The sequence below is a fragment of the Acidovorax sp. SUPP3434 genome, assembly GCF_030159015.1.
Taxonomy (GTDB): Bacteria; Pseudomonadota; Gammaproteobacteria; order Burkholderiales; family Burkholderiaceae_C; genus Paracidovorax.
On sequence record NZ_BQXL01000009.1, the window covers coordinates 32367 to 48890 of the forward strand.

Consider the following 16524-nt stretch of genomic DNA (forward strand, 5'->3'; position numbering starts at 1 on the left):
GCAAAAACGGCGCCATGCCCTAGTACTGATTGCCCTCTTTGCTATACAAAATATAGCAAACACTGCTTTCTGCGCCATGGGCCGCGCCCCACACCGCCGCACCACCTACCCAATCGGGTAGTGGTGCCCCCGCCGAACGCATGCTGGAATCCGGCCTTGACCCGGGCACACACCGGGCGGGAGGAACGATGAAAACCACGGGAACACCGGCAGGGAAAGCCACGCACGACAATGGCATCCGGTTCATTGCGCAGCGGGAATCCAACGCCAGAACCTACGCACGCACCTTCGACCGCATGATGGCGCGCGGCAGCCTCTCCAGGGTCTGGGACGTGGAGGGGCGCGAATACATCGACCTGCTGGCCTGCGCCGGCGCCCTGCCGCTGGGCCACAACCACCCGCAGGTGATGGAGCAGGTGCAGTCCTTCCTGCAGTCGGGCCACATCCTCCAGGGGCTGGACATCGCGACCCCGGCCAAGCTGGAGTTCCTTGAGCAACTGTTTCAGACCCTGCCCGCGTCCTTCGCGGACGAGGCCCGCATCCAGTTCTGCGGCCCCACCGGATCGGACGCCGTGGAAGCGGCCCTGAAGCTCTTTCGGATCGCCACCGGGCGCCAGAGCGTCATCGCCTTCCACGGCGGCTACCACGGCATGACCTCCGGCTCGCTGGCGCTCATGGGCAACCTCGGCCCGAAGAACCCGTTGCCGGGCCTGCCGGGCCACACGCACTTCTTTCCCTACCCATCGGACCGCCGCTGCCCGTTCGGCGTGGGCGGCACCCAGGGCGAAGACCTGTCTCTGCAGTACCTGGACAACGTGCTGCGCGACCCGGAAAGCGGCATCACCCAGCCGGCGCTGGTCATCCTGGAAGCGGTCCAGGGAGAGGGTGGCTGCATTCCCGCATCGCCCCGCTGGCTCAGGAAGCTCCGCGAGATCACGCACCGCCACGGCATCCCCCTGGTCATCGACGAAGTGCAGACCGGCTTCGGCCGCACGGGAACCATGTTCGCGTACGAAGCGGCGAACATCGTTCCCGATGCCGTGGTGCTGTCCAAGGCCCTGGGCGGCGGTTTCCCGCTGGCCGTGCTGGCCTACCACCGCCGCTACGACCAATGGCTGCCGGGCGCCCACGCCGGCACGTTCCGCGGCAACCAGATCGGCCTGGTGGCGGGCGCGGCCACCATGCAGATCCTGCGCGACCAGGACCTTCCCCAGCGCGCCGCATCGCGCGGCGCCTACCTGCAACGCAAGCTGCGGGAGCTGGCCGAGGACCTGCCCTGCATCGGCGACATCCGCGGCCGCGGCCTCATGGTGGGGGCCGAGGTCATCTCGGCACCGGAGGCCGGCACGCCTGGCGTGCTGGACGGCGCGCTCGCCAAGGCGATCAAGCGCGAGTGCTTCCTGCAAGGCGTGATCCTCGAGACCGGCGGGCGCCACGGGGCCGTGATGCGGTTCCTGCCCGCGCTCACCATCACCGAGCCGGAGATCGACGAGGCCATGGGCCGCATCCGCAACGCCATCGAGCGCCGCCTCGAACGCGACGCCCTGACGGCCTGAGCCCCCCACCCCGCCTTTCCCCACCTTCCTGCCAGGAGACGAGACCTTGGATTTCAAGAAGCAACATTACGCACGCTTCAGCGTACCCCCGCTGTCCGAACAGGCCATGCGCGAATTCGACACGCTGGCGTTCGACCCCTACACCGGCGGCAAGCAGCGGTACCGCCGCTTCTCGCAATTCAAGATCGGTTTCGAGGGCGGCGAGTGGCGCACCGAGCTGCTGCCCCACCGCCCCTTCATCCAGTCGAAGAACTACAACGGCGTGGTCGGCGGCGTGCAGCGCCAGTTCGAGCCCATCCGCTTCGACCCCACGCCGCAGGTGGCGGCGGGCGCGATCGCGGCGCAACTCGATACCCGGCAGGTGTTTCAGATCAACGTGCACCAGGTGCGCGTGCTCGCCAACGCGGACATCCCGGGCGTGACCGTTCCCGAAGGCCCCCACCGCGACGGCCACGACTTCGTGATGAACGCCATCTTTGCGCGGCACAACATCACCGGCGGGGTCAGCCAGCTCATGCCCACGGGCGGCGGCCCGTGCTTCTTCGAAGACATCCTGCAGGAGAACGAAGCCATCATCGTGGCCGACGACCAGATGTGGCACAACGCCACGCACATCCTGCCCAAGACCGAGGCCGGCGGCCACCGGGACATCCTGATCATCTCGTTCAACGCCTGGGAGCGACGGCGCTACGGCGAGGAATTCGAGCGCCGGCAAGGGGCCATCGCCATCGACGAGGCCGTGCCCGCCTGATGCCGCAGCCGGTCCCTGCCCCATGACGCCCGTCACCGGCAAGCGCCCGCTCACGGCCTTGCTGTGGGCGATCAACCTGTCGTCGATCTCCGCCAGCGTGCTGGTGTACATCTATCTGGCGCACCATGCGCTGCGCGATCTGGACAGTCTCCTGGTTTCGGAGTTCGTCCTCTTCGCGCCCATGGTGGTGCCGGTGCTGCTGGCGTTCCAGCTGAACCAGTTGACGGGCCGGATGGAAGTGCGCCGGCTCCTGCGCCTGGCCAACGTGGCCGCCGCCGCGGCGTGCCTTGCGCTGTTCCTGGCCACCGACCTGGGGCCGGCCATGGTGCTGCTCGGCGCCACGGTGATCGGCGCGCTGGATGCCGTGCAGCGGGTGGCCCGCATCGTCGTCATCAAACGGTACTTCTCGCCCGAAGAGGTTCGGTTCACCGTGCCCCTGACGCTGACCGCGCAGTTCATTGCCGGGGCCGTGGCGGGCGCCATCCTGGCCTTCTTTCCCACCCAGATCACGGCGCTGGGCGCGGCCGTCGCCACCACGGCGCTGTTCGCCTGCGCGGCACTGTGCACCTGGCTCATCCCGCCCGCAGCCACCACCACGGAGGCACCGGCCGCACCGGCCAGCCTGTGGCAGGGGCTGCGCATGCTGCGGGACGTTGCGCCACTGCGCCAGGCCATGGTCGGCTTCGTGCTGTTGGGCGCCTTCTTCCAGGGCTTCTACAACATCTCGCGGGTGGCCCTGCCGGCGCACCACCTGGGCCTGTCGCAGCAGTACGTCGGGCTGCTGCAGATCGTCGCCAGCCTGGCCGCGGTGACGGGCGCGCTGTACTTCTACGTGCAGAGCCGGCGCGGCCAGGCATTCCACCTGCGCTACATCTGCCCGGCCTGCGCGGCGGCGATGGTGGGCGCCTGCCTGTGGCATTCGCCGGCCGTGAGCTACCCGCTCTACTTCGCCTACTTCTTCCTGTTCGAGCTGGCATTCTTCCGGCTGCAGGCGGACATCATGGCCGCCACGCCCCGGGACCAGATGCCGGTGGTCGCCACCCTGCAATACGCCCTGGTGTACGCCGGCATGATGCTGGCCATCTTTTTCGGGGCCTTCTCGGTCCAGTGGTTCGGCATGCCGATCACGGCGGCGCTCTTCGCGGCGGGCTTCGGCCTGGCCCACCTTCTCCGGCGGCTGGCAGCGGACCGCGTGCCGCCGGCGCCCTCCCTTGAAAGAAACCGATGACCGAACGACATGTCGTCTTCGTGGACAGCACCCTGTCCGGATTGCTGGCCTTCGAAACCGCGAAGAAGCTCGGCTGCCGGGCCACCCTGATCGAGCCGCTCGATTCGTCGTTCCTGGCCATCTCGACCCGGGACCGCAGCCGCATCGACCCCCACCTGCTGCACCTGGACGAGCACCGGACCGTGCCCACGATCGCGGTGGACGCGCTGCTGGCCGAACTGCGGGACATCGCCACGCGGCATCCCATCCACGCGCTCGTCACCACCTCGGAGGCGGCCATCCTGCCCGTGGCCGAGGCGGCGCATGCCCTGGGCCTGCCCACGCCGGCACCGCAGGCGCTGCGGGACGCGGTGTTCAAGGACCGCTGCCGCCACGCACTGGCCCGCGCGGGCCTGCGCGTTCCCCATTACGAGGTGCTGACCGAGGCGCAGCTACTGGCCGGCCAGGGCCGCACCCTCCGCGCGCCGCTGGTGGTCAAGCCGACGCGGGGCTTCGGCAAGCAGTTCTCGGCGGTCTGCCAAACCGAGGCGCAGTGGGATGCCTTCGTCGCGGCGCTGGCGCGCGAGCGCGCCGCGTCGGACCCGATGGTCAACCAGATCGTCAACCACCACTACATCGTCGAGGAGTACGTGACGGGCTCGCTGCATTCGACCGAGGTCATCCTGAAAAATGGCCGCCTGCAGTGCTTTGCCACCACCACCCGCTACCGCTCCCGGCACAACGACCTGCTGGAGATGGGGTATTCGATGCCCTCCGGGCTGGCGCCCCGCCAGGCCCGGCGGCTGGAGCAGTACGTGGGCGACGTGTGCCGGTGCCTGGGCCTGGACTTCGGCCTCTTTCACGTGGAGACGCTGTACGCGGAGGACGGCCCGTGCCTGGTGGAAGTCAACGGCCGCATGATGGGCGGCGTGGGCCCGCAGGTGTACCAGGCCTTGTCCGGGCGCGACGCCTTCGACCTGCTCTTGCGCACCTACCTGGGCGAAGCGGTCGAGACCGACCCGCAGGCCATGGACGGGGCCGCCACGGTGGTGCTCATCGGGGCGAAGAACGAAGGCGTGGTGTCTTGCGCCTTCACCCAGGACCGCCTGGACGCCCTGCTGGCGCGCCACGGCATTTCGTTTTGCACGCTGCGCCTGGCGGCCGGCATGCCGCTGCGGCGCTTCGACGGCAATGTCTCCGTGCTGGGGCATGCGATCGTGCACGGGCCCGATCCCAGAGCCTCGGCGGTGCGGGGCGATGCGTTCCTGCGCGACCTGGATGCGCTGCTGGGCGTGGAACTGGCGAAGTACCTCGAAACCCCGGGCCACATCGGTGCGCTGGACCCCGCGGCCCTGCTCGCCACCCTTTGAATGAACCGGGGCCGGCCGGACCGGGCCCGCCCCGCCCGTCACTCCCCGCGCACCTCGGCCACCATGCGTTCGAGCCGCGCGGCATCGACGACCACCAGCGCGCGGCCGTCCTTTTGCAGCACGCCGGCCTTGACCAGCACTCCCAGTTCGCGCGTGACCTGCTCGCGGTTGGTGCTGATCTGGCTGGCCAGTTCGGCGTGGGCAGGCGCGGGCTCGATGCGGGCCTGGTTGCCCTGCACGCCGGCCGCACGCGCCAGGCGCAGCAGCTCGGCATGCAGGCGGTTGTGCACGCCCAGGGTGCTCAGGTCGATCACGCGGTCGGACAACTGGCGCACCAGCGAGGCCAGGTAGTGCATCACCCGCTGCGCGACCAGGGGCTCGTCGCGCAGCAGGGCCAGGAACCCTTCGCGCGAGAGGCTGGCCACCAGGGTGGCGTCCAGCGTCACGACGTCGGCCGAGCGCGGGCCGCCGTCGATGGCCGCGATCACGCCGATGTGCTCGCCCGGTTCGCAGTCGCGGAAGGTGACCTGCCGGCCGCTGGCCGAATAGGTGGTGATGCGCAGGCGCCCCGCCACCAGGAAGAACACGTCGCCGCCCTCGGCTGCGCGCGACAGCAGCGGCTTGCGCGCCGGCAGCTGGTGCCAGTCGCACTGCTGCGCCAGCCGGTCCAGGCACGCATCGCCCAAACCCTCGAACAAGGGAATGCGGCGCAGGGCGAGGCTGGATCGGGCGGGGGGAGCGTTCATGCGGGCAAGGCCGTGGCCGGGAAAGAAACAGGGAGGGCCTGGGCGGCGCCAGGGCATGCGGGAAGGCCGGTGGGCCCGACCGGGTGCCGCATTATGCTCAGCGCCGCCCCACTGATCGGCCGGGGCGGATTCCATCGACCCACCACACGCCTTTTTCCGTGCCCGCGCCCCTGCCCCACCTGACCATGCCCTCCCCGCGCAACCTGCGCTGGGCCAGCGGCGTGGTCCTGTGGCTCTATGTGGCGCTGCACCTGGCCACGCACGCCACCGGGCTGGTGTCGCTGGCCGCGGCCGAAGCCACGCGGCGTGCTGTGCATGGCGCCTGGGCCACGCTGCCGGGCACCGTGCTGCTCTATGGCGCGGTGGCCGTCCACCTGGCCATGGCGGGCGCCGCCGTGTGGCAGCGCCGCAGCCTGCGCATGCCGGCCGTGGAGGCGCTGCGCCTGCTGCTCGGGCTGCTGCTGCCGCTGTTGCTGGCGGCGCATTTCTCAGGCACGCGCTACCTGGGCGAAATCGACGGGCTGGAGCCTTCCTACGTGCGCATCGTGCGGGCCATCTGGAGCCCGGAGGGGCTCTGGCTGCAGCTGGCGCTGCTGCTGGCGGCCTGGACGCACGGCTGCCTGGGCCTGCACCTGGCGCTGCGCATCCGCCCCCGGTGGCAGCGCCTGCAGCCGGTGCTGCTGGCCGCCGCCGTTCTGCTGCCTGTGCTGGCGGCGCTCGGCGTGGTGTCCATGGGCCGCGAGATCGCCTGGGCGGCGCTGGGCGCCCCATCGCCGTCCGCGCCGGCCGCCCAGGCATCGCGCGCACTGACCGAGGGCCTGCGCACCGGCTGGATCGCGCTGGTGGCGGCGCTGCTGCTGGCGCGCTGGGCCTTCGGCGCCCTGCGCGAGCGCGGGGGCCGGGGGCGCATCAGCCTGCGCTACCCCGACCGCACGGTGCAGGTGCCGCGCGGCTTCAGCGTGCTGGAGGCCAGCCGGGAGCACGGCATCGGCCACCTCTCGGTGTGCGGCGGCCGGGCGCGCTGCTCCACCTGCCGCGTGCGCGTGCAAGGCCCGGCCGAGCACCTGCCCGCCCCCCGGCGCGACGAGCGGCGCACGCTGCAGCGCGTGAACGCCCCGCCCGGCGTGCGGCTGGCCTGCCAGTTGCGCCCGCGCGGCGACATCGCGGTGACGCCGCTGTTCCAGCCCGGCGCGGCGGCCGCGGCCCGGCCCCTGGGGCGCGAACGCCAGGTCGCCGTGCTGTTCGTGGACCTGCGGCGCTGGTCGGGCCTGGCCGAGCGGCAGTGGCCCTTCGACCTGGCCTGGGTGCTGGACCAGTATTTCGACCGGGTGGGCGCTGCGGTGCGCGACAGCGGCGGCCTGGCCAACCAGTTCATCGGCGACAGCGTGATGGCGATCTTCGGGCTGGACACCGACCTGCCCACCGCCTGCGCCCAGGCGGTGCGCGCGGCCGCCCTCATCGAGCAGCGCATGGACGCCTGGGGCGCCTCGTTCACCGACCAGTTCGGGCAGCCGCTGGACTTCGGCATGGGTTTGCACGCCGGCACGGTGGCGGTGGGCGAGGTGGGCTTTCAGGACACGACCACGTTCACCGCCGTGGGCGAGGTCGTCAACACCGCCAGCCGCCTGCAGGACCATTCGAAGGTGGTGGCCGCCCGGCTCGTGCTGTCGCTGGAGGCCGCGCGCCTGGCGGGCGTGGCCGATGCGCTGGGCCCGCCCGAGCCCGTCACCGTGCGCGGCCGGTCGGCGCCGCTGCAAGTGCTGTACGTGGCCCATCCCGCGCAGCAGTGGGGGGAGCCGCGCTTCGGCGGCGGCGCGCCATCGCCCGCAACGGCGAGGCCCTGGTTTGATCCGCCGTGAACGTGGACGCTGGTTGATAGGCGACAACCCGAGACGGGGGCCAGAAAGCAATCACCCCGTGTTGGCGATCCGAACGACCCGGCATCGGCAAGTTTGCCGGGACGGAAAAGGCCAACCGCCGCTGGCGCGCTCCACATGCGTTGCATATGTCGAAAGTGCAGCGTCGCAGCCGAGGCCCGCAAGCCGGTCAAGCCGTAAAGAAGGCGGTGGCACAAGTGGCCGCAGCTGCGCTGGCTGTCACCTTGTGATTGGCGAGATGCCGCGCCACGATGGCATAGCCCACGGCATAACCAGCATGCCTTGGGATGTTCTCCTTTGCGCTCCCGAAAAACCAACTGGCATGGTCGTACCAAGTCGCATCAAGCATGGGCTCCATGCGCGTTCTCATCCTGTCTGACTCCACCGGCGATAGCGCGGTGGCATAGAACGGGATTCGACCGAAAACCTGCGCCTCGAAATGACACGCCAAGCCTTCTGAAATAAGTGCCTCTCTCAAGGTGCTGCCATAGCCGACGGTTCGGCCTCTGACGCAGTGGTGGACCTCGTGCGCGAACAGAGCAGGAACGGCCGTTCGCATGCAACGCGGAAGGTTGCTGTTGCGCGGATCAATCTTCATGTGAAGAAGATGAGGGCCTTCCGCATACCCGTTTACTCCGAGCTCAGGAATGACGGCATTCGTCGCATAGGTCAGCACATCCAGGCGGTCTATCGCAAGAACGGCCGATACCTCAGCAGCAGCTCCGCTCAACAGGTCGCGCAATTCAGGCTGGAAGTGGGTCAGCTGATTTGCAGCGTCAGGGAAGTGGAACGTGATACTCATTTGCCTGATCCCTGTGTAGAGACACCCATGATGGTTTGCGCACTCAACGTGCGGGGTCGCTGCCGATGGCCGAATTCTGTCGAAGTGGAGGGGCGATGAGGAGCCAGTTTCAGCGGTGATCGTGCTGTCGAGTGCTTGATAGGGCGCTGCCTTCCCACAACAAGCCTGCGCCAAAACCAAGAATGACTAACGGCACCCCAAACCAACCGGAAAATGCAGTCAGCGCCGTGGATAAAAAAACCGCGACTACGAGTGCGATCAAAGTTGAAATGCCCACTCGCCAATGCAACGTTAAAAGCACAAGTAGGTCGACCACAGAATCCATGAGCCCAATCCCAGCATTCAAAGCGGCATTCTGGCTGATGCCTGCTCGACGTTTCTATATTTTCGACCTTCGCTCTGCGCACATCGCCTGGGGTTCGAGCGCATCCATGAACATGTCGCAGCGACCGACATCTGCTTTTCATGGTCATCGAAAACATCTGCCCATTCCGGCAGAGGTAGCAACTCGGCAGTGATAAGCGCCTCACGGGGGGCCGGAGGGGGCCTATCGCCCAAGAAAATCGCTTTCACACGCGTTTCAAGACGTTTTTCGGCGCGCAACGCCCGATGCGGCCACCTGCGTAACGCGATGTTGCAGTGCGGCATTTTTCCCTCGGAAGCGCGGCCCTGTCGGACGCGGCGGCGGCCCTGGGCGCACGGACCGGTAGGCGACAGACCTACACAAAACTGTGCGTTTTCGCACAGACCTAGCGGGTCCGGCGGCGCAAACTGGCTTCCATGCAGACGCAATCCGGCGCTGCAGTCCAGTTGAATCGATCCCAAGGAAGGAATCACTACCATGAACCGCAAACACCTCATCGCCATCGCCGCCATCGCCTTCGCCGGTGCTGCCTCCGCTGCCCCCGTGTCGCAGGAAGACCAGTTCGGCGCCCAGCCCGTCGAGCAGGGCCAGCCACTGACCCGCGCTGAAGTCGTGGCCGATCTGAACCTGTGGAACCGCGCCGGCCTGAACCAGTTCGAAGCCGCCGACCGCACGCCCGATGCCGATCCGGCCTACCAGATGCGCCTGGCCCAGTACCAGCGCGAACGCAGCGGCCCCGAGTACCTGGCCGAAGTGCAGCGCGTCGGCGGCGGCCACAACGTCGCCGGCATGGCCTCCAGCACCACGATGAACTGATGCCCCGCGCATCCCGGCGCGCCCACGGCGCGCCACACCCCCGAGCCCCCGTGCGCGAAGCACCGGGGCTTTTTTCATGGGCGGCGCTTTCACGCCGCCCTGGACCAATGCGCTCCCGCTGTGCGTTTACGCACATACCCGGCCCGGCGAAACACCGAAACTGGCAGTCAGGCAGGCACCCCGCGCTGCCCTTTGTCACCCCTGTTTTCAAGCCCAAGGAACGAACGCCATGAACACCCAGCACCTGATCGCCATTGCCACCATCGCCTTCGCCGGCGCCACGGTGTCCGCCGCCCACGCCGCGCCATCGCAGGAAGACCGTTTCGGCGACGAGCCAGTGGCCACCCGCAGCACGCTCACCCGTGCTGCGGTGGAGGCCGACACCCGCCTGTGGCAGCGCGCCGGGCTGGGCCAGGCCAACGAGAGCGACCGCTCCGAAGCGGTGGACGAAGCCAGCCCGCAGCGCCTGGCCGAATACCAGCGCCTGCGCAGCGGCAGCGCCTTCCAGGCCGAACTGCGCCGCGCCCAGGGCGCCCAGCCTGTGGCCGGCGCCGCGGCCAGCGAGACCAGCCACTGAACGGGCGTCGCGCTCCCGGCACGCCGCGGCGCGCGGCCGGTCAGGCCGCCGGCAGCGGCGGATGGGCGGGAAACTGCACGCTGAACCGGGCGCCCGGCGGCACTTGGCCGGGGTGCGCGTCTTCCAGCTGCACGGTGGCGCTGTGCTGGCGCGCGATCTCCAGCACGATCGGCAGGCCCAGGCCCGAGCCGTCCGCGTCGTTGCCCAGCACGCGGTAGAACGGGCGGAACACCAGCTCGCGCTCGGCCAGCGGCACGCCGGGGCCGGAATCTTCGACCTGCAGCAGCAGCACGTGGCCGAAGGTGTCGGCCAGCACCCGCGCAGTGATGACCCCCGGCGCCCCGGGCCGCGAGGGCGTGTAGTTGATCGCGTTGTCCAGCAGGTTGCGCGCCAGCTCCTTGAGCAGCGTGGGATTGCCCTCCATCCACACGCCGGGCGCACCGGGCTCGGCACCCTCGTACCCCAGGTCGATGTGCTTGTCCAGGGCACGCGGCACGCAGTCGCGCACCACCTCGATCACCAGCCGCGCCAGGTCCACCGGCTGGCGCGCCAGGGCCGTTCCGCTGCCTTCCGCGCGGGCCAGGGCCAGCAGCTGGTTCACCGTGTGCGTGGCGCGGATGCTGGAGCGGCCGATCTGCTGCAGCGATCGCTTCAACTCCTCGGTGCTGGTGCCTTCGCGCTGCGCCAGGTCGGCCTGCATGCGCAGCCCGGCCAGCGGCGTCTTGAGCTGGTGCGCCGCATCGGCCAGAAAGCGCTTTTGCGTGGCCAGTGAGTCGCTGAGCCGGCCCAGCAGGTCGTTCACCGAATCCACCAGCGGCGCCACCTCCAGCGGCACCGCCTTGTGGTCGAGCGGCGAAAGGTCGTCGGGCTTGCGGGCGCGGATGCGCTCCTCCAGCAGGCTCAAGGGCTGGATGCCGCGCGCCAGGGCCAGCCACACCAGCAGCACGGCCAGCGGCAGGATCACGAACTGCGGCAGCATCACGCCCTTGATGATTTCCGTGGCCAGCACGCTGCGCTTTTCGCGCGTCTCGGCCACCTGCACCAGCGCGGCCGGCGCGCCCGGCAGCGGCACCCGCACCCAGATGGACGCCACGCGGATCTCGATGCCGCGCAGTTCGGCATCGCGCAGGCGCACCTCGCCCGAGAGCGGACGCTCGTCCTCGGGCGGCGGCGGGCGCGGCAGGTCGCGCTCGCCGGAAAGGAACTCGCCTGTGGGCGAGACCACCTGGTAGTAAACGATGTCGGATTCGTCGGCGCGCAGGATTTCGCTGGCCGGCTGCGGCAGGTTGAACTGCGCCTTGTCGCCCTGCACCGTGACCAGTTGCGCCAGGGCGTGGGCGTTGTACTCCAGCGCGCGGTCGAAGGGCTTGTTGGCCAGGCCCTGCGCCACCAGCCAGGTGAGTGCCAGGCTCACGGGCCACAGCAGCAGGAGCGGCGTGAGCATCCAGTCCAGGATCTCGCCGAAGAGGGAGCGCTGCTCGCGCTGGAAGATCTTCAAGACAGGACGCCGGTGGAGGGGTTCAAGCCAAAAGGGCCGTCAGCGCAATCATCACTAGGGCATACCGCTATTAAATCAATAGCATTCAGGTGGCGATCTTTTCGAGGCAGTAGCCCAGGCCGCGCACCGTGGCGATGCGGATCGGGCCGCGCTCGATCTTCTTGCGCAGGCGGTGGATGTACACCTCGATGGCGTTGTTGCTCACCTCTTCGCCCCATTCGCACAGGCGCTCGACCAGTTGCTCCTTGGACACCAGCCGGCCGGCGCGCTGCAGCAGCACCTCCAGCAGACCCAGTTCGCGCGCCGACAGCTCCACCAGCTTGCCGTCGATGGTGGCCATGCGGCCGGCCTGGTCGTACACCAGCGGGCCGTGGCGGATGGCGCTGGTCGTGCCGCCCATGCCGCGCCGCGTGAGGGCGCGCACGCGCGCCTCGAGCTCCTGCAGGCTGAAGGGCTTGGCCATGTAGTCGTCGGCCCCGAAATCCAGGCCCTTCACGCGCTCTTCCACGCTGTCCGCGGCGGTGAGGATCAGCACCGGCAGGGCCGAGCCCCGTCCGCGCAGGCGCTTGAGCACTTCCAGCCCGTGCACGCGCGGCAGGCCCAGGTCCAGGATCAGCAGGTCGAACGCGTGGTTGGTCATCAGGGCCGCATCGGCTTCGCTGCCGCTGGACACGTGATCGACCGCCGCGCCGGAGCCGCGCAGGGTGCGCAGCAGCCCGTCGGCCAGCACCTGGTCGTCTTCGGCAATGAGGATGCGCATGGGGGTTGTCTCCTGGGAGCGCGGCCGGTGGCGGGGCCGCTGCATTGGAGACCGATTCTAGAGGCCCGCCCCGCCAGGCGGCGGGGGAGCGCGTGGGGGAAATCCCGCGCCGCGCCCTCCCCGCGCAGGTGGTGCTATGCCGGCAGGGGCAGCGTGCGGCCGTGGGCGGCGAGGCGCCCGGCCGGCAGCGGCACCGACCGCGCGCGGGACGTTGCCGAAGACGCGGCCGCCGCCGTATGTACCCCGTCGATCTTGAAGACCGACACCGCATCGACCAGTTGCTCGGCTTGCGACTTCAGGCTCGATGCCGCCGCCGCGCTTTCCTCGACCAGCGCGGCGTTCTGCTGCGTGACCTGGTCCATCTGCGCCACGGCCTCGCCCACCTGGCCGATGCCTTCGCTCTGCTCGCGCGTGGCGATGCTCATCTCCGCCACGATGGTGGCGACGCGCTGGATGGACTGCACCACTTCCTTCATCGTGTCGCCCGCGCGGTTGGCCTGCGCCGAGCCCTCGCCGACGCGCTCCACGCTCGTGGCGATCAGGCCCTTGATCTCCTTGGCCGCATCGGCGCTGCGCTGGGCCAGCGTGCGCACCTCGGAGGCCACCACGGCGAAGCCGCGGCCCTGTTCGCCTGCGCGGGCGGCTTCCACCGCCGCATTGAGCGCCAGGATGTTGGTCTGGAACGCGATGCCGTCCACCACGCCGATGATGTCGGCGATGCGCTGGGAGGCGGCGTCGATGCTCTTCATCGTCTCCACCATCACCTCCACCGCGTCGCCGCTGCGCTGCGCCACCGTGGACGCGTCCGCCGCCAGCTGGCTGGCCTTTTGGGCGCCGTCGGCGTTCTGGCGCACGGTGGAGCTCAGCTCCTCCATGGATGCGGCGGTCTCTTCCAGAGCCGAGGCCTGTTGTTCGGTGCGGGCCGACAGGTCCTGGTTGCCCTGCTCGATCTGCGAGCTGGCCGCGGCCACGCCCTCGGCGCTGCCGTGGACGGCACCGACCACGCTCGCCAGGCTGGCGCGCATGTCGCTCAGGGCCTGCATCAGCTGCGCGGATTCGTCCTTGCCGTGCACGGCGATGTCCATCGTCAGGTCGCCGGCGGCCACGCCCCGCGCCACTCCGACGGCCGAGGCCAGCGGCCGCGTGATGTGCCGCGTGATCCACCAGGCCAGCACCGAGGCGATCGCCACCGCAGCGATCAGCAGGGCCAGCAGCGTGGCCTGCGCGCGGTGGAACGTGGCCACCGCGTCGTCGTGCGCAGAGTCACCGCCGCGGCGGTTCACGCGGGCCAACTCGCCCAGCGTGGACGCCATGGCATCGAAGCCCTTTTCCGAATCGGTGAAGAAGATCCGCAGCGTTTCATCGTGCGCCTGCAGTGGCTGGTCCAGCATGCGGCGCTGCACCGCGAGGTACTGGTCGCGCTGGGCCTGATAGGCCTCGTAGCCCTTGCGCTCTTCGCCCGGATTGACCAGCGGCGCATACACGGCCTCGGCCTCTGCCAGTTGCTGGCGCCGCACCTTGAGTTCTTCCTTGAGCTTGTTCAGGTTGCTCTGGTCCGTCGGCAGGAAGGCCTCGCTCTCGGTGCGCCGCAGGCGGTTGGCGGCGATGCGCACGTTGGCGATGGCCTCGATGCTGGGAAGCCAGTTGGTGGCCAGGTCTTCGGCGCTGGCGTTGATGCGGAGCATCTGGCCCCAGGCCATCCAGGCCAGGGCGACGGTGATCAGCGTGGTGATGCTGAAGGCGAGCGCCAGCTTGGCGCCGATGCGGAGGTTGTGCAGGTTCATGATAAGGACCACCTATTGCGTTTGGTATCTCGATTAACATTTAGACACCTTAGAACAGGCTTAAAACCAGCATCCGCAGCGCGGAAATGACAGAAATGCGATGCCGGCTGTATCATTTTTGCAGCTTTCAACCTGACAGCCCGTCACCTCCCGCATACGCTTCCAGCCCGATCGCAACCACCGTGGCGACCTCGTCGCCCACCGCCATGCGGAACTCCGCCTCCGCCTGGGCCACCGCGTCGCGGAATGCCTGCAGCCACGCCAGTCCCGCAGCGGTAAAGCAGACCCGGCGCGCCCGGGCATCGCGTGGGTCCGGTTCCCGAACCACCAGGCCCCAGGCAGCGCACTGGTCCACCAGATCGGCCATGGACTGCTTCGTCATGCCGGCCCGCTGCGCCAGATCGGTCAGCCGGTCGCCATCCAGCGAAAGGTGGCGCGTGATGTGGACGTGCGCCGCACTCACCTGATCGCGCGCGGCGAGGTTGGAAAGCGCCAGCGGCACTTCCACGTTGTGGGCCATGAGTTCGAGCACCCGGGCATCGAACCGGCGCATGGCATGCCCGAGCAGGCGGCCCAGGTGGGTCTGGCGCCAGCCGTCGTCGAGGGGGGGAAAGGGTGGGGTTTCGGCCATGGCACATTGTCAGGGAAACTGACTTAAAACACCGTTTACGCGCCGAGACGGCTCGCATAAACTACTGTTCAAGCATCCAGCCTGTGACTACCCACAGCCGGACAGAGACACCCCAACCCATTGTTTTTCAAGGACTTTCCATGGACTTCGCCGTCAAGGGGACCCACCCCGCCCAGCCCGTCAACACTGAAAAGGCCAAGGCCCTCCAGGCCGCGCTGGCCCAGATCGAGAAGCAGTTCGGCAAGGGCACGATCATGCGCCTGGGCGAAGGCGAGGTGATCGAGGACATCCAGGTCGTCTCCACCGGCTCGCTGGGCCTGGATATCGCGCTGGGCGTGGGCGGCCTGCCCCGCGGCCGCGTGGTCGAGATCTACGGCCCGGAATCGTCCGGCAAGACCACGCTCACGCTGCAGGTGATCGCCGAGATGCAAAAGCAGGGCGGCCAGTGCGCCTTCGTCGATGCCGAACACGCGCTCGACGTGCAATACGCCCAGAAGCTCGGCGTGCAGCTGTCCGATCTGCTGATCAGCCAGCCCGACACCGGCGAGCAGGCCCTGGAGATCGTGGACAGCCTCGTGCGCTCGGGCGCCGTGGACCTGATCGTGATCGACTCGGTCGCCGCGCTCACTCCCAAGGCCGAAATCGAGGGCGAAATGGGCGATGCCCTGCCCGGCCTGCAGGCCCGCCTGATGAGCCAGGCGCTGCGCAAGCTCACCGCCACCATCAAGAAGACCAACTGCATGGTCATCTTCATCAACCAGATCCGCATGAAGATCGGCGTGATGTTCGGCAGCCCCGAAACCACCACCGGTGGCAACGCGCTCAAGTTCTACGCCTCGGTGCGCCTGGACATCCGCCGCACCGGCACGATCAAGAAGGGCGACGAGGCCGTGGGCAACGAGACCAAGGTCAAGGTCGTGAAGAACAAGGTCAGCCCGCCGTTCAAGACGGCCGAGTTCGACATCCTCTTCGGCGAGGGCATCAGCCGCGAGGGCGAGATCATCGACATGGGCGTGAACGCGAAGATCATCGAAAAGAGCGGCGCCTGGTACGCCTACAACGGCGAGAAGATCGGCCAGGGCCGCGACAACTCGCGGGAGTTCCTGCGCGAGAACGCCGACCTCGCCCGTGAGATCGAGAACAAGGTGCGCGAGAGCCTGGGCATCGCCCTGCTGCCCGCCAGCCTGGAAGCCCCCGCCGCCGCCCCGGCCAAGGAAGCGGCCGAGAAGTAAGCCCTGGCCGATTGCAGGCCATGCCCGGCTCCAGCGCTTGATTGACAGGCGCTGGACGCTTCCACTTTCATAGCACCATGGGATTTGCGACGCTCTCGCTCAAGGGCCGGGCGCTGCGCCTGCTGGCACAGCGCGAACACTCCCGCGCCGAACTGGCCACCAAGCTCGCCCGCCACGTGCAGGAGGGCGACGACCTGAACGCCGTGCTCGACGACCTGCAGGCCAAGGATTTCATCAGCGCGCAGCGCGTGGCCGATTCGGTGGTGAACCGCCGCGCCGCCCGCCTGGGCACGCAGCGCCTGGTGCAGGAGTTGCGCGGCAAGGGGCTGGACGACGCCCTGGTGCGCGCCACCGCGGAGCGTCTACGCGCCACCGAACTGGAGCGCGCACAGGCCGTGTGGCGCCAGCGCTTCGGCGCCCCGGGCGAGACGCCGCAGGAGCGCGCGCGCCAGATGCGCTTCATGGCCGCGCGGGGCTTTGCCGGCGACATCGTGCGCCGCGTGGTGCGGGGCGGCGGGGACGACGAAGGCGATTGACGGCTGTGATTCCGGCG

Annotated in this window: 16 protein-coding genes; 9 read left to right on the top strand and 7 right to left on the bottom strand. The window is 68.9% G+C overall.

What is annotated here, in order from left to right; translation table 11 throughout:
- The first annotated feature begins 188 nt into the window (after positions 1 to 188).
- The 4 genes from AVKW3434_RS14840 to AVKW3434_RS14855 are packed head-to-tail and all read left to right on the top strand — an operon-like array spanning position 189 to position 4884.
- Entirely contained in the window at positions 189 to 1556 is a 1368-nt protein-coding gene (locus AVKW3434_RS14840) for a diaminobutyrate--2-oxoglutarate transaminase family protein (protein WP_284406458.1), read from the top strand.
- 46 nt (positions 1557 to 1602) lie between these two features.
- A complete protein-coding gene (locus tag AVKW3434_RS14845) occupies positions 1603 to 2307 on the top strand; it encodes a 2OG-Fe dioxygenase family protein (protein WP_284406459.1) in 705 nt (234 codons plus the stop codon).
- A gap of 22 nt (positions 2308 to 2329) precedes the next feature.
- Positions 2330 to 3535: an MFS transporter gene (locus AVKW3434_RS14850; RefSeq protein WP_284406460.1), complete on the top strand. Its 1206-nt coding sequence runs from the start codon at positions 2330 to 2332 to the stop codon at positions 3533 to 3535.
- A complete protein-coding gene (locus AVKW3434_RS14855) occupies positions 3532 to 4884 on the top strand; it encodes an ATP-grasp domain-containing protein (protein WP_284406461.1) in 1353 nt (450 codons plus the stop codon). The genes AVKW3434_RS14850 and AVKW3434_RS14855 overlap by 4 nt, the downstream gene beginning before the upstream one ends.
- Before the next feature lie 38 nt (positions 4885 to 4922).
- Here the strand turns inward: AVKW3434_RS14855 and AVKW3434_RS14860 are convergent, their stop codons facing one another.
- Positions 4923 to 5630, bottom strand: coding sequence for a Crp/Fnr family transcriptional regulator (locus AVKW3434_RS14860; RefSeq protein ID WP_284400779.1), 708 nt, complete (start codon positions 5628 to 5630; stop codon positions 4923 to 4925).
- Positions 5631 to 5815: 185 nt separating this feature from the next.
- On the opposite strand from AVKW3434_RS14860, the gene AVKW3434_RS14865 reads away from it, so the two are divergent.
- Complete coding sequence (locus AVKW3434_RS14865; protein WP_284406462.1) at positions 5816 to 7489, top strand: adenylate/guanylate cyclase domain-containing protein; 1674 nt, start codon at positions 5816 to 5818, stop codon at positions 7487 to 7489.
- A 187-nt stretch (positions 7490 to 7676) separates the two neighbouring features.
- Here the strand turns inward: AVKW3434_RS14865 and AVKW3434_RS14870 are convergent, their stop codons facing one another.
- Both AVKW3434_RS14870 and AVKW3434_RS14875 read right to left on the bottom strand, forming a co-directional pair.
- The gene (locus AVKW3434_RS14870; RefSeq protein ID WP_284406463.1) at positions 7677 to 8309 is read right to left on the bottom strand and encodes a DUF2268 domain-containing putative Zn-dependent protease; all 633 of its coding nucleotides are present in this window, start codon (positions 8307 to 8309) and stop codon (positions 7677 to 7679) included.
- Between the two features lie 109 nt (positions 8310 to 8418).
- The gene (locus tag AVKW3434_RS14875) at positions 8419 to 8634 is read right to left on the bottom strand and encodes a hypothetical protein (RefSeq protein WP_284406464.1); all 216 of its coding nucleotides are present in this window, start codon (positions 8632 to 8634) and stop codon (positions 8419 to 8421) included.
- Between the two features lie 516 nt (positions 8635 to 9150).
- Between AVKW3434_RS14875 and AVKW3434_RS14880 the strand changes: the two genes are divergently transcribed.
- Both AVKW3434_RS14880 and AVKW3434_RS14885 read left to right on the top strand, forming a co-directional pair.
- Positions 9151 to 9489, top strand: a complete 339-nt coding sequence (locus tag AVKW3434_RS14880; RefSeq protein WP_272566610.1) for a DUF4148 domain-containing protein — start codon at positions 9151 to 9153, stop codon at positions 9487 to 9489.
- Positions 9490 to 9718: 229 nt separating this feature from the next.
- Positions 9719 to 10066, top strand: a complete 348-nt coding sequence (locus AVKW3434_RS14885; protein WP_284406465.1) for a DUF4148 domain-containing protein — start codon at positions 9719 to 9721, stop codon at positions 10064 to 10066.
- A 40-nt stretch (positions 10067 to 10106) separates the two neighbouring features.
- Here AVKW3434_RS14885 and AVKW3434_RS14890 read toward each other — a convergent pair whose 3' ends face one another.
- The 4 genes from AVKW3434_RS14890 to AVKW3434_RS14905 all read right to left on the bottom strand — a co-directional run bounded on the left by AVKW3434_RS14890 (position 10107) and on the right by AVKW3434_RS14905 (position 14739).
- A complete protein-coding gene (locus AVKW3434_RS14890) occupies positions 10107 to 11564 on the bottom strand; it encodes a sensor histidine kinase (protein ID WP_284406466.1) in 1458 nt (485 codons plus the stop codon).
- Positions 11565 to 11649: 85 nt separating this feature from the next.
- A complete protein-coding gene (locus AVKW3434_RS14895; RefSeq protein WP_272566607.1) occupies positions 11650 to 12324 on the bottom strand; it encodes a response regulator in 675 nt (224 codons plus the stop codon).
- Positions 12325 to 12458: 134 nt separating this feature from the next.
- Positions 12459 to 14108, bottom strand: coding sequence for a methyl-accepting chemotaxis protein (locus AVKW3434_RS14900; protein ID WP_284406467.1), 1650 nt, complete (start codon positions 14106 to 14108; stop codon positions 12459 to 12461).
- Positions 14109 to 14235: 127 nt separating this feature from the next.
- Entirely contained in the window at positions 14236 to 14739 is a 504-nt protein-coding gene (locus tag AVKW3434_RS14905) for a MarR family winged helix-turn-helix transcriptional regulator (RefSeq protein WP_284406468.1), read from the bottom strand.
- A 140-nt stretch (positions 14740 to 14879) separates the two neighbouring features.
- Between AVKW3434_RS14905 and recA the strand changes: the two genes are divergently transcribed.
- Positions 14880 to 15971 carry a recombinase RecA gene (gene recA / locus AVKW3434_RS14910; RefSeq protein ID WP_284400760.1) on the top strand — a complete coding sequence of 364 codons (1092 nt, stop codon included), beginning with the start codon at positions 14880 to 14882 and terminating at the stop codon, positions 15969 to 15971.
- A 77-nt stretch (positions 15972 to 16048) separates the two neighbouring features.
- Positions 16049 to 16507, top strand: coding sequence for a recombination regulator RecX (gene recX / locus AVKW3434_RS14915; RefSeq protein ID WP_272566602.1), 459 nt, complete (start codon positions 16049 to 16051; stop codon positions 16505 to 16507).
- The last annotated feature ends 17 nt before the right edge of the window (positions 16508 to 16524 follow it).

Coding starts and splice junctions, on each gene's coding strand:
- AVKW3434_RS14840 (WP_284406458.1), top strand. CDS start 189: ATGAAAACCACGGGAACACCGGCAGGGAAAGCCACGCACGACAATGGC.
- AVKW3434_RS14850 (WP_284406460.1), top strand. CDS start 2,330: ATGACGCCCGTCACCGGCAAGCGCCCGCTCACGGCCTTGCTGTGGGCG.
- AVKW3434_RS14855 (WP_284406461.1), top strand. CDS start 3,532: ATGACCGAACGACATGTCGTCTTCGTGGACAGCACCCTGTCCGGATTG.
- AVKW3434_RS14860 (WP_284400779.1), bottom strand. CDS start 5,630: ATGAACGCTCCCCCCGCCCGATCCAGCCTCGCCCTGCGCCGCATTCCC.
- AVKW3434_RS14865 (WP_284406462.1), top strand. CDS start 5,816: ATGCCCTCCCCGCGCAACCTGCGCTGGGCCAGCGGCGTGGTCCTGTGG.
- AVKW3434_RS14870 (WP_284406463.1), bottom strand. CDS start 8,309: ATGAGTATCACGTTCCACTTCCCTGACGCTGCAAATCAGCTGACCCAC.
- AVKW3434_RS14875 (WP_284406464.1), bottom strand. CDS start 8,634: ATGGATTCTGTGGTCGACCTACTTGTGCTTTTAACGTTGCATTGGCGA.
- AVKW3434_RS14880 (WP_272566610.1), top strand. CDS start 9,151: ATGAACCGCAAACACCTCATCGCCATCGCCGCCATCGCCTTCGCCGGT.
- AVKW3434_RS14885 (WP_284406465.1), top strand. CDS start 9,719: ATGAACACCCAGCACCTGATCGCCATTGCCACCATCGCCTTCGCCGGC.
- AVKW3434_RS14895 (WP_272566607.1), bottom strand. CDS start 12,324: ATGCGCATCCTCATTGCCGAAGACGACCAGGTGCTGGCCGACGGGCTG.
- AVKW3434_RS14900 (WP_284406467.1), bottom strand. CDS start 14,108: ATGAACCTGCACAACCTCCGCATCGGCGCCAAGCTGGCGCTCGCCTTC.
- AVKW3434_RS14905 (WP_284406468.1), bottom strand. CDS start 14,739: ATGGCCGAAACCCCACCCTTTCCCCCCCTCGACGACGGCTGGCGCCAG.
- recA (WP_284400760.1), top strand. CDS start 14,880: ATGGACTTCGCCGTCAAGGGGACCCACCCCGCCCAGCCCGTCAACACT.
- recX (WP_272566602.1), top strand. CDS start 16,049: ATGGGATTTGCGACGCTCTCGCTCAAGGGCCGGGCGCTGCGCCTGCTG.